The following is an 11339-nucleotide window of genomic DNA, read 5'->3' as shown; positions in this document are numbered from 1 at the left end:
GACGGCGTCGACTGCCGCCCCGCTACGCACGTCGTCGGCTCCCAGTGCCGCGGCTTCTTCCCGCTGACCGCCCCGGCCGCCGATCCCGACGATGCCGTCGACGACGAGGTCGGCCCGCTCGATCGCCGCCTCACCGCCGCCCGGCGCGGCCACGGCACCGCCCGCGCGGCGCAGCGCGGCGAGTCCTGCGGGGTGGGTGCGGTCGGCCGCGAGCAGCACGGCCGTCACCCCCGCCCCCCGGCGCGCAAGCCGCGCCCCGGCGTACAGGGCGTCACCTCCGTTGTCCCCGCTGCCGACCAGCAGCACGACCCGGCTGCCGTAGACGCGTCCGAGCAACTCGGCGCAGGCGGCCGCCAGTCCGGCGGCGGCACGCTGCATGAGCGCCCCCGCCGGCAACCGCGCCATGAGGTCACGCTCGGCGGCCCGCACCCTCTCCACGCTGTACGCAGTACGCATGGGTTCGAGTCTGCCCCGGATGCCCCCGCACCCGCACCCGCACCCGCAGCGCCCGCACCTGCCGCGGCTGCGCCCGCACCCGCGCGCGCCATGCCACGCGGGGCGGCCGGCGGGCCGTCACCCCTCCGCGATCACCACCGCCGACGCCACCCCCGCGTCGTGGCTGAGAGAGACGTGCCAGGACTTCACGCCGAGTTGGGCGGCCCGGGCCGCGACCGTCCCCGTCACCCGCAGCCGGGGCTGCCCGCTGTCCTCCACGTACACCTCGGCGTCCGTCCAGTGCAGGCCGGGCGGGGCACCGAGCGCCTTGGCCAGGGCCTCCTTGGCGGCGAAGCGGACGGCGAGGGAGGCCACACCCCGGCGCTCGCCGCTCGGCAGCAGCAACTCGCTCTCCAGGAAGAGCCGTTCGACAAGTGCGGGCGTCCGTTGCAGCGACACCTCGAACCGGTCGATCTCGGCCACGTCGATACCGACCCCGATGATGCTCATGCCGAGCACCCTACGGTGAACCGGCACCCCACACGGCCGCCCGGGGCGGCCGAGACCGGGGCGGCGCCGGGCGCCTCCTCGGCACGCCGTCCACTCCACTACTCCACCGTCGCCTACAGCACTCCCCCGTCAGCTACTCCACCGTCACCGACTTCGCCAGGTTCCGCGGCTGGTCCACCTCGTTGCCGCGGGCCGTCGCGAGTTCGCAGGCGAAGACCTGGAGCGGGACCGTCGCCACCATCGGCTGGAGCAGGGCCGGCGTCGCCGGGACGCGGATCAGATGGTCGGCGTACGGGGCCACCGCCTCGTCGCCCTCCTCCGCGATCACGATCGTCCGCGCGCCCCTCGCCCGGATCTCCTGGATGTTGGACACGATCTTGTCGTGCAGCACCGACCGCGCCTGCGGTGACGGCACGACGACCACCACCGGCAGGTCCTCCTCGATCAGCGCGATCGGCCCGTGCTTCAACTCCCCGGCCGCAAAGCCCTCGGCGTGCATGTACGCGAGTTCCTTCAGCTTCAGCGCGCCCTCCAGCGCCACCGGGTACCCCACATGCCGCCCCAAAAAGAGCACCGTGTCCTTCGAGGCGAGCGTGCGCGCCAGCGCCCGCACCGGCTCCATCGTCTCCAGGACCCGGTCGACCGACCCGGCGATCCGCGACAGGTCCCGGATGACCGCCCCGATCTCGTCGCCCCGCTTGGTGCCCCGCACCTGGGCCAGATACAGCGCGACCAGATAGCACGCCACCAACTGCGTGAGAAACGCCTTGGTCGAGGCGACCGCCACCTCCGGCCCGGCGTGGGTGTACAGCACCGCGTCCGACTCGCGGGGAATCGTCGAGCCGTTGGTGTTGCAGATCGCCAGCACCTTGGACCCCTGCTCGCGGGCGTGCCGCAGCGCCATCAGGGTGTCCATGGTCTCGCCGGACTGGGAGATGGCGATGACCAGCGTCCGATGGTCGAGGATCGGGTCCCGGTAGCGGAACTCGCTGGCCAGCTCCACCTCGCACGGGATTCGCGTCCAGTGCTCGATGGCGTATTTGGCGATCAGGCCCGCGTGGAACGCCGTACCGCACGCGACGATGACGACCTTGTCCACCTCGCACAGTTCACCCGCGTCGATCCGGACCTCGTCCAGGCTCAGCGAGCCGGCCGCGTCGATGCGGCCCAGCAGCGTATCGGCGACCGCCTTGGGCTGCTCGGCGATCTCCTTGAGCATGAAGTAGTCATAGCCCCCCTTTTCCGCGGCCGACGCGTCCCAGTCCACGTGGTACGACCTGACCTCCGCGGGACGGCCGTCGAAGCCCGTCACCGTGACGCCGTCCCGGCGCAGTTCCACCACCTGGTCCTGACCCAGCTCGATCGCCGACCGCGTATGGGCGATGAACGCGGCGACGTCCGAGGCGAGAAATGCCTCGCCCTCTCCAACGCCCACCACCAGCGGCGAGTTCCGCCGCGCCCCGACCACCACGTCCGGGTCGTCCGCGTGCACCGCCACCAGAGTGAACGCGCCCTCCAGCCGCCGGCACACCAGCCGCATCGCCTCGGCGAGATCGGCGGTCGCCGAGAACTCCTCGGCCAGCAGATGCGCGACCACCTCGGTGTCGGTCTCGGACACGAGTCCATGGCCCCGCTCGGTCAGTTCGGCGCGCAGCACCGCGAAGTTCTCGATGATCCCGTTGTGTACGACCGCTACCCGCCCCGCGTTGTCCAGGTGCGGATGCGCGTTCACGTCCGTGGGCGCCCCGTGGGTGGCCCACCGGGTGTGTCCGATCCCCGTGGTCCCCGTCGGCAGCGGCCGTTCGACCAACTCCTTCTCCAGGTTGACCAGTTTCCCGGCCTTCCGCGCGGCGGCGAGCCCGCCGTCCGCGGGCACGGCGACGCCCGCCGAGTCGTAGCCCCGGTACTCCAGCCGCTTCAGCCCGGCCATGACGACGTCAAGCGCCGATTGCGCCCCCACATATCCCACGATTCCGCACATGGGGCGCAGCCTACGGGCCGAAGCCCGCGTGAAACCGGCACCGCGTGCCCGAAATCGGAAATTCCCACCGTCGTACGACCGCCGGTCCCCGGACGTACGACCGCCCCTCCTCGACATCACCCCCGCGCACCACTCCGACACACCGCTGCCGGCCGCCCCTCCTGCCCGCGCCCGGGAGCGCGTTGAGGCGATACCGGGCCTGAACGGAGGCTCCCGCCCCGCCCGTCCGCGCCCCAGTGCGCGGGCCGTACGTGACCCACCCCACCCGCCGCCGCGTTCAAACTCCGTTAACAATGGACTGTGATCTCTCCGGTCTCCTCGATGCCCCGGAGCGCCCACCGGCACCGGCCGGAGGCGACTCCCTACGTCGATCTCACCCGCGCCGAGTGGAGCGCGCTGCGCGACAAGACACCGCTGCCGCTCACCGCCGAGGAGGTCGAGAAGCTGCGCGGCCTCGGCGATGTCATCGACCTCGACGAGGTACGCGACATCTACCTCCCGCTGTCCCGGCTGCTCAACCTGTACGTGGGCGCCACGGACGGGCTCAGAAGCGCCCTGAACACCTTCCTCGGCGAACAGGGCTCCCAGTCCGGCACACCGTTCGTCATAGGCGTCGCCGGCTCCGTGGCCGTGGGCAAGTCCACCGTCGCCCGCCTCCTCCAGGCGCTGCTGTCCCGCTGGCCGGAACACCCGCGGGTCGAACTGGTCACCACGGACGGCTTCCTGCTCCCCACCAAGGAGTTGGAGGCGCGCGGCCTGATGTCCCGCAAGGGTTTCCCGGAGTCGTACGACCGCCGGGCCCTCATCCGTTTCGTCGCCGACATCAAGGCAGGCAAGGACGAGGTCACCGCCCCCGTCTACTCCCACCTGATCTACGACATCGTGCCCGGCGAGCGGCTCACCGTCCGCCGCCCGGACATCCTCATCGTGGAGGGCCTGAACGTCCTCCAGCAGGCTCTGCCCGGCATGGACGGCCGCACCCGGGTCGGTCTCGCCGACCACTTCGACTTCAGCGTGTACGTCGACGCGAGCACCGAGGACATCGAGCGCTGGTACCTCAGCCGCTTCCGCAAGCTGCGCGCCACCGCCTTCCAGGACCCGTCCTCGTACTTCCGCAAGTACACCGAGGTGTCCGAGGAGGAGGCCCTGGACTACGCCCGCCTGCTGTGGCGGACCATCAACCGGCCCAATCTGGTGGAGAACATCGCCCCCACCCGCCCTCGCGCCACCCTCATCCTGCGCAAGGGCCCGGATCACAAGGTGCAGCGGCTGCGGCTGCGCAAACTGTGACCGCTACCCTGCCGCCATGCTGCACCTCCGCCTGATCTCCCCGCCCGGCACGACCGACGACGTGGTCCGCCTCATCGAGCGGACGGTCGGCACCGCGCACCTCGTGGTGCTGCCCGGTGCCGCGCGAAGTCCCGTCGGGGACGTCGTCATGTGCGACGTGGCGCGGGAGGCGGGCGACGAACTGCTGGCCGCGCTGCGGGCGGCGGGCCTTGAGGAGACCGGCTCGATCGCCGTGGAGAACATCGACCTGACCTTGTCCAGGCGGGCCGACAAGGCCGAGGAGGAGGCGCCCGGCGAGGGCGCGGACGCGGTGCTGTGGGAGCACCTCGCCGAGGCGACCCACGAGGAGTCGACGCTCACCGTCACCTATGTGGCGTTCCTCACCGTCGCCACGATGCTCGCCGCCTGCGGTGTGCTGCTGGACAACGCGATCCTGATCGTGGGCGCGATGGCCGTCGGCCCGGAGTTCGGGCCGCTTGCGGGGATCTCGACGGCGCTGGTGCAGCGAGCGCCGCACCTGGTGTGGCGGTCACTGTGGGCCCTGCTCGCCGGGTTCGCCATCGCGATGGTGCTGACGGCCGGTTTCAGCGGGCTGATGGATCTGCTCGGGCTGTTCGAGAGGTCGATGGTGGAGGCGGCCCGGCCGAACACCTCGTTCATCTGGAAGCCGGACGCGATGTCGTTCGTGGTGGCGTTCCTGGCCGGTATCGCCGGCACCCTGTCCCTCACATCCGCCAAGTCGGGCGCGCTGATCGGCGTGGCGATCTCCGTGACCACGGTCCCGGCGGCCGCGAACGCCGCGGTGGCGTTCAGCTACTCGGAGTACGCGCAGACCTGGGGTTCCGCCTGGCAGCTGCTGGCCAACCTGGGCGGGATCGTGCTCGCGGGCACGCTCACGCTGCTCGCCCAGAAGCTGTTCTGGGCGAGGCGACGACGCCCGACGTCCGACGTCCGGCTGAACGCCCCGCCGCCCCGCGACGCCCGACGTCCAGCTGAGCGCCCGGCCGACCAGCGACGCCCCACGTCCGGCTGAACGCCCGGCCGGACCGCGGCTCCCACCGGCCGGCCCGCCCGCTCTCCCGCCCGGCCACCGAGCGCCGACTTCACCGCACCGACCGCACCACGTCGGCTATCCGAGCGCCGACTTCACCGCGTCGGCGAGCCGGCCGGCCACGGACCGGGCCTGGTCGATGTCCGCGGCCTCGACCATCACGCGGACCAGCGGCTCGGTGCCCGAGGGACGCAGCAGCACCCGCCCGGTGGATCCCAGCTCCCGCTCCGCCTCGGCGACCGCGGCGGCCAGATCGGCGGAGGTCTTCACCCGGGACTTGTCCACGTCCGGCACATTGATGAGGACCTGGGGCAGCCGCTCCATGACCGAGGCGAGGTCCCGCAGCGTACGGCCGGTCTCGGCGACCCGCGCGGCCAGCAGCAGCCCGGTCAGCGTGCCGTCGCCGGTGGTGGCGTGGTCGAGGACGATGACGTGCCCGGACTGCTCGCCGCCGAGGGCGAAGCCGTGCTCCTTCATCTCCTCCAGGACGTAGCGGTCGCCGACCGCGGTCTGTACAAGGCGGATGCCCTCGCGCTCCATGGCCAGCTTGAAGCCCAGATTCGACATCACGGTCGCGACGACGGTGTCGGAGCGCAGCTCGGAACGCTCCCGCATCGCCAGCGCGAGCACGGCCAGAATCTGGTCGCCGTCGACCTCCTCGCCGGTGTGATCCACGGCCAGGCAGCGGTCGGCGTCGCCGTCGTGGGCGATACCCAGGTCGGCGCCATGTTCGACGACGGCGGCCTTCAGCTGGTCCAGGTGGGTGGAGCCGCAGCCGTCGTTGATGTTGAGCCCGTCCGGCTGGGCGCCGATGGTGACGAGCTGCGCTCCGGCACGGGAGAACGTCTCCGGCGAGACACCGGCGGCGGCGCCGTGCGCCTCGTCAAGGACGATCTTCAGCCCGTCGAGCCGGTTCGGCAGCACACCGAGGAGGTGGGCGACGTACTGGTCGTACCCCTCGTCGTAGGTCCGCACCCGGCCCACGCCCGCGCCCGTGGGACGGTCCCAGGGGGCGCCCGTGCGGTGCTCCTCGTAGACGCCCTCGATCCGGTCCTCCAGCTCGTCGGCCAGCTTGTGGCCGCCGCGGGCGAAGAACTTGACGCCGTTGTCGGGCATCGCATTGTGGCTCGCGGAGAGCATGACACCCAGGTCGGCGCCGAGGGCGCCGGTCAGATACGCCACCGCGGGCGTCGGCAGCACACCGACCCGCAGCACGTCCACGCCCGCGCTCGCCAGACCCGCGACCACCGCGGCCTCCAGGAACTCCCCGGACGCGCGCGGGTCCCGCCCGACCACCGCCGTCGGCTTGTGGCCCTCGAAGCTGCCCGCCTCGGCCAGCACATGCGCCGCCGCGACGGACAGCCCGAGCGCCATCTCGGCGGTCAGATCCGCGTTGGCGACGCCGCGCACGCCGTCCGTGCCGAAGAGTCGTCCCACTTGTCCTCCTTGAGGAAGCGTCAGTTTCGAAAGCCGTAGGGCATGCGAGGGTTCGCTGCCGGGTCGGTGCGGCTCCGTATCCCAGGCATCGCACGCCCGGGCATCCGATCGCACAAGCCTTTGAGCATCTTGTGCCGTTATACGCCCTTGGCCTGTGATAGACGAACGCCCCGGTGGCACTGTGGCGTGCCGCCGGGGCGTTCGGAGTACGAGCAGGCAGCTGCGATCAGCGCTTGCTGTACTGCGGAGCCTTGCGGGCCTTCTTCAGACCGGCCTTCTTGCGCTCGACCGCACGGTCGTCACGGCGCAGGAAGCCGGCCTTCTTCAGCGGGCCGCGGTTGTTGTCGACGTCGGCCTCGTTCAGCGCGCGGGCGACACCGAGACGGAGCGCACCGGCCTGACCGGAGACACCGCCACCCGCGATGCGGGCGACAACGTCGTAACGGCCTTCCAGCTCCAGAACCTTGAACGGCTCGTTGACTTCCTGCTGGTGCACCTTGTTCGGGAAGTAGTCCTCAAGGGTGCGGCCGTTGATCTTCCACTTGCCGGAGCCCGGAACGATCCGGACCCGGGCGATGGCGTTCTTGCGACGACCCAGGCCGGCGGCCGGCTGCGGCTCGCCGAAGCGGGAGGCCAGGGACTCCGAGGTGTACTCGCCCTCGACGGGGACCTCGGACTCGGTGGTGTAGCTGTCGATGTCGATCTCTTCGAGCGGCTGCTCGGCAGTGGTCTCGGCCACGATTCTCCTCAGATTCTCTTCGGTCTTAGGGGGTGGCCGGACTTACTGCGCGACCTGGGTGATCTCGAACGGCACCGGCTGCTGCGCGCCGTGCGGGTGCTGGTCACCCTTGTAGACCTTCAGCTTCGAGAGCATCTGACGGCCCAGGGAGTTCTTGGGGAGCATGCCCTTGACGGCCTTCTCGACGGCTTTCTCGGGGTTCTTGTCGAGCAGCTCGTCATAACGGACGGAGCGCAGACCACCCGGGTACCCGGAGTGGCGGTACGCCATCTTCTGGGTCCGCTTGTTGCCGGAGAGGTGCACCTTGTCCGCGTTGATGATGATGACGAAGTCACCAGTGTCGACGTGAGGGGCGTAGATCGGCTTGTGCTTGCCCCGGAGGAGGGAGGCGGCAGTCGTGGCGAGACGGCCCAGGACAACGTCCTGAGCGTCGATGACGTGCCACTGACGCGTCACATCGCCGGGCTTGGGGCTGTACGTACGCACGGTTCGTAGCCTTCGCTTCTTCAGTGAATGGTCCTGACAAGGTCACCAAAGACGATCACGACAGCCCTGACCGCACTGCGGTGACGCAAACCGCGTGCTGGTCGCTGGTCATCGGCCCGGTGGACCGGTGTAAGGGCCCGTCCCGTGAGAATGAGCAAGCCAATACACAACGAACATGCAGGATACCGGGGTGCCCCGTACGGGTCAAAACGAGTGGCCTGCGACACCTCGGCCGGTGGAGATGCGCCATCCTGCGCCGATAGGTCCCCTATCGCCACTGGCAGCGGCGCACCGGCGCACCCGGTCCCCGTCTAGGATGCGGCCCATGAGCTATGGGCAGGGGGGACCGCCGTCCCAGTGGGATCCCTGGAAACCGCATTCTCAGCAGCCCTGGAACAGCGGCGGCGACCAGACCCCGGACTGGGCCGCCCTGGCGGAGGCGTCGGAGACCCGGAACAAGCGGCGCAGGCTGCTGTTCATCGGGGGCGGCGCGGTCGCCACAGTGGCGGTCGGCGCGGCCGTGGCCATGGCCGTGGTCTCGGCGAACGGCGACGACAACGCCTCGGGCCGGCCCACCGACCTGCCCGCGAGCGCGTCCCTGCCGAGCGACTCCGACTCGCCCGCGCCGTCCTTCGCGCCGACCAGCGCGCCGCCGCCGCTGGATCCAAAGGACTTCATATCCAGCGCGCAGAAGGACACCGCGCCGCTCAGCGCCGAGACCCTCTTCCCCGGCACCCAGCTGACCATGGGCGAGACCGTCTACAAGAAGGGCGCCACCGCCGACACCAAGGACTGCGCCTCGGCGGCCGGCGGCACCCTGCCCAAGGTCCTCACCGGCAATGACTGCACCCGCCTGCTGCGCGTCAGCTACCTCAAGGACGGGGTCGCGGTCACCGTCGGCGTCGCCGTCTTCGAGACCGAGGCCCAGGCCGCCAGGGCGAAGGGCCAGACCGACAAGAAGGGCATCGTGAAGTCCCTCGCGGGCAAGGGCGTCACGGCCTTCTGCGACTCGGCCGTCTGCCGCTCCACGACCAACTCCTACGGCCGTTACACCTACTTCACCCTCGCCGGCTTCACCAACGGCAAGGACGTGACGACCAAGGACACCAAGGTCTTCTCGACCGGGGACGACCTGGCGGAGTTCGCCTTCCGCCAGATCCGCCGCCGCGGCGAGGCCCAGGCGTCGGCCGCGGCCGGCGACTGACGCCCGGCACCGGCGTGACGCCTCGGACCTGGACGGACGGGTCCGGGCCCGGCTGACCGGAGCCGTCGGCCGACGCGGCCCCGCCGGGCGACTGGGCCTGCCCACGGACGAGAGCGCGACGGACGGTCCCCAACCCATCCCCACCAATCTGCGCGTGCGTGCCCCCACGCCGACACCTGCCGCGCGCCCCGCCCACGCGCCCGCACTCGCAGCCGCAGCCGCAGCAGTCCCCGGCGCCCTGGCTGCGGCCGACCGTCAAGAAGATCCTGGTCGGCTGACCGCGTGCGCCTCGCCCCGAACCCGGCGGGACTGCCGCTGCCGTTCGGCGAGGAGTGCGTCCGCCGGATAGGCCACCTCCTCCAGAGTCAGCCCGTGCGGACGGACGACATGGACGGCGCTGTCGCGGACGCGGGCCTCCAGGACCCGCCGCGGCCAGTCCGCGTCACGGTGCCCGTCGCCCACGAACAGCAGGGCGCCCACCATGGAGCGCACCTGGTTGTGGCAGAAGGCATCGGCGCGGACCTCGATCTCCACGATGCCGTCCGTCCGCCGGCGCACCCCGAAGTCGAGGATCTCCCGGACCGTGGTCGCCCCCTCGCGCCGCTTCGCGTACGCCGCGAAGTCGTGCTCCCCGATCAGGGGCGTCGCGGCGGCGTCCATCGCCGCGACGTCCAGCGCCCAGTCGTGCCAGAGCACATGGCCCCGCAGCAGCGGATCCACCCCGCCGGGCCGGTCCCCGACCCGGTAGACATAGCGGCGCCACAGCGCGGCGAACCGCGCGTCGAACCCGGCCGGAGCCTCGGTGAGGGCCCACACCCGTATGTCCTTCGGCAGCCGTCCGGCAAGCCGCTTCAGCAGCTTCTCCCGGTGCTCCGCCCACAGCCTCGCGGGCAGGTCCACATGGGCCACCTGGCCGCGCGCATGCACCCCGGCGTCCGTCCGCCCGGCCACGGTCAGCTCGTGCGTCGTGTCCCCGGACCGCGTCACGGTCCGCAGCGCGTCCTCGATCTCCCCCTGCACGGTCCGCCGTCCCCCGGCCTGTTTGGCCCACCCGGAGAAGTCGGTGCCGTCGTAGGACAGATCGAGGCGCACCCGTACGTGACCGGGCTGTACTTCCTCACTCACCCCTGGATCCTCTCAGGTACGCGAAAGCGGGCCCGCCCCGAAGGGTGGACCCGCTTCCGGCGTCGGGCGAAGCCGCTCAGGCGTCCTTCGACTCCTCGGCAGCGGCCTCCTCGGCCGGCTTGGCGTCCTCGACGGCCTCTTCGGACGTGGCCTCGACGGCCTCCTCCTTCTTGAGGGCGTCTTCCTTGACCGCACGCTTGGTCGCGGCCTCAGCCTCACCGGTCGCCTGCTGGGCGACGGTCAGCGCCTCGACCAGCTCGATGACGGCCATGGGCGCGTTGTCGCCACGACGGTTACCGATCTTGGTGATGCGGGTGTAGCCACCGGGACGGTTCTCGTAGCGCGGGCCGATCTCGGTGAAGAGCGTGTGGACGATGCCCTTGTCCGTGATGACCTGGAGCACCTGGCGGCGGTTGTGAAGGTCGCCCTTCTTCGCCTTGGTGATCAGACGCTCGGCGTACGGGCGCAGGCGGCGGGCCTTCGCCTCGGTGGTGGTGATACGGCCGTGCTCGAAGAGGCTCTTCGCAAGGTTGGCGAGGAGCAGCTTCTCGTGCGCGGCGCTGCCGCCCAGACGGGCACCCTTGGTGGGCTTCGGCATGATTCTTCTCCTGTGTGTCTGCCCCGGCCGTGCCAGGTACCGGGGTCAGTATCCGAGCGGGCGGTTGCCCGTCGAAGATCCGGGCGCCCGTTCGGACGCTCGGAGGGGTCCGCGCCCCCGAAGGGGCGCGGGGAACTGCGCGACCGGTCGCAATGGACCGGCAGCCGAATCAGTACTGCTCGGTCTCCACGAAACCGGCATCCGCGTCGTCATCGGCGCCGAACGCGTCAGCTGCGGCGGTCGGGTCGAATCCGGGCGGGCTGTCCTTGAGCGCCAGGCCCATCCCGACCAGCTTCGCCTTGACCTCGTCGATCGACTTCGCACCGAAGTTGCGGATGTCGAGCAGGTCCGCCTCGGAGCGGGCGACGAGTTCACCCACGGAGTGGATGCCCTCACGCTTGAGGCAGTTGTAGGAGCGGACCGTGAGTTCCAGCTCCTCGATCGGCAGCGCGAGGTCGGCGGCCAGGGCGGCGTCCGTCGGGG

12 protein-coding genes are annotated in these 11339 nt (G+C 71.0%); 3 read left to right on the top strand and 9 right to left on the bottom strand.

The window, feature by feature from the left end:
* The 3 genes from ACWEKM_RS43990 to glmS form a co-directional block, all read right to left on the bottom strand.
* A partial coding sequence (locus ACWEKM_RS43990) for an NAD(P)H-hydrate epimerase (RefSeq protein WP_451626928.1) occupies positions 1 to 456 on the bottom strand: 456 nt, incomplete at its 3' end.
* 117 nt (positions 457 to 573) lie between these two features.
* Positions 574 to 945: a holo-ACP synthase gene (locus ACWEKM_RS43985; protein WP_451626927.1), complete on the bottom strand. Its 372-nt coding sequence runs from the start codon at positions 943 to 945 to the stop codon at positions 574 to 576.
* A 133-nt stretch (positions 946 to 1078) separates the two neighbouring features.
* Positions 1079 to 2926: a glutamine--fructose-6-phosphate transaminase (isomerizing) gene (glmS, locus tag ACWEKM_RS43980; protein WP_451626926.1), complete on the bottom strand. Its 1848-nt coding sequence runs from the start codon at positions 2924 to 2926 to the stop codon at positions 1079 to 1081.
* Positions 2927 to 3247: 321 nt separating this feature from the next.
* Between glmS and coaA the strand changes: the two genes are divergently transcribed.
* Both coaA and ACWEKM_RS43970 read left to right on the top strand, forming a co-directional pair.
* Positions 3248 to 4216: a type I pantothenate kinase gene (coaA, locus tag ACWEKM_RS43975; protein ID WP_451626925.1), complete on the top strand. Its 969-nt coding sequence runs from the start codon at positions 3248 to 3250 to the stop codon at positions 4214 to 4216.
* A 16-nt stretch (positions 4217 to 4232) separates the two neighbouring features.
* Positions 4233 to 5249, top strand: coding sequence for a DUF389 domain-containing protein (locus tag ACWEKM_RS43970; RefSeq protein ID WP_451626924.1), 1017 nt, complete (start codon positions 4233 to 4235; stop codon positions 5247 to 5249).
* A gap of 96 nt (positions 5250 to 5345) precedes the next feature.
* Here the strand turns inward: ACWEKM_RS43970 and glmM are convergent, their stop codons facing one another.
* The 3 genes from glmM to rplM all read right to left on the bottom strand — a co-directional run bounded on the left by glmM (position 5346) and on the right by rplM (position 7929).
* The gene (gene glmM, locus ACWEKM_RS43965; protein ID WP_451626923.1) at positions 5346 to 6704 is read right to left on the bottom strand and encodes a phosphoglucosamine mutase; all 1359 of its coding nucleotides are present in this window, start codon (positions 6702 to 6704) and stop codon (positions 5346 to 5348) included.
* Positions 6705 to 6930: 226 nt separating this feature from the next.
* Entirely contained in the window at positions 6931 to 7443 is a 513-nt protein-coding gene (gene rpsI / locus ACWEKM_RS43960) for a 30S ribosomal protein S9 (protein WP_451626922.1), read from the bottom strand.
* 42 nt (positions 7444 to 7485) lie between these two features.
* The gene (gene rplM, locus ACWEKM_RS43955) at positions 7486 to 7929 is read right to left on the bottom strand and encodes a 50S ribosomal protein L13 (RefSeq protein WP_451626921.1); all 444 of its coding nucleotides are present in this window, start codon (positions 7927 to 7929) and stop codon (positions 7486 to 7488) included.
* Positions 7930 to 8254: 325 nt separating this feature from the next.
* Here rplM and ACWEKM_RS43950 point away from each other — a divergent pair, with 325 nt between their 5' ends.
* Entirely contained in the window at positions 8255 to 9133 is an 879-nt protein-coding gene (locus ACWEKM_RS43950; RefSeq protein WP_451626920.1) for a hypothetical protein, read from the top strand.
* 255 nt (positions 9134 to 9388) lie between these two features.
* Here ACWEKM_RS43950 and truA read toward each other — a convergent pair whose 3' ends face one another.
* The 3 genes from truA to ACWEKM_RS43935 form a co-directional block, all read right to left on the bottom strand.
* Positions 9389 to 10258: a tRNA pseudouridine(38-40) synthase TruA gene (gene truA, locus ACWEKM_RS43945; protein ID WP_451626919.1), complete on the bottom strand. Its 870-nt coding sequence runs from the start codon at positions 10256 to 10258 to the stop codon at positions 9389 to 9391.
* Between the two features lie 76 nt (positions 10259 to 10334).
* Positions 10335 to 10856, bottom strand: coding sequence for a 50S ribosomal protein L17 (rplQ, locus tag ACWEKM_RS43940; protein WP_451626918.1), 522 nt, complete (start codon positions 10854 to 10856; stop codon positions 10335 to 10337).
* Positions 10857 to 11025: 169 nt separating this feature from the next.
* Positions 11026 to 11339, bottom strand: a 314-nt coding sequence (locus ACWEKM_RS43935) for a DNA-directed RNA polymerase subunit alpha C-terminal domain-containing protein (protein ID WP_451372635.1), incomplete at its 5' end; no start/stop codon positions are given.

This window comes from Streptomyces sp. NPDC004752, assembly GCF_053601275.1.
This window is presented reverse-complemented; position numbering and strand designations above follow the sequence as displayed.

What these genes read in the sequence shown, in the direction of transcription:
- ACWEKM_RS43985 (WP_451626927.1), bottom strand. Translation starts at nt 945, where the DNA reads ATGAGCATCATCGGGGTCGGTATCGACGTGGCCGAGATCGACCGGTTC.
- glmS (WP_451626926.1), bottom strand. Translation starts at nt 2,926, where the DNA reads ATGTGCGGAATCGTGGGATATGTGGGGGCGCAATCGGCGCTTGACGTC.
- coaA (WP_451626925.1), top strand. Translation starts at nt 3,248, where the DNA reads ATGCCCCGGAGCGCCCACCGGCACCGGCCGGAGGCGACTCCCTACGTC.
- ACWEKM_RS43970 (WP_451626924.1), top strand. Translation starts at nt 4,233, where the DNA reads ATGCTGCACCTCCGCCTGATCTCCCCGCCCGGCACGACCGACGACGTG.
- ACWEKM_RS43950 (WP_451626920.1), top strand. Translation starts at nt 8,255, where the DNA reads ATGAGCTATGGGCAGGGGGGACCGCCGTCCCAGTGGGATCCCTGGAAA.
- rplQ (WP_451626918.1), bottom strand. Translation starts at nt 10,856, where the DNA reads ATGCCGAAGCCCACCAAGGGTGCCCGTCTGGGCGGCAGCGCCGCGCAC.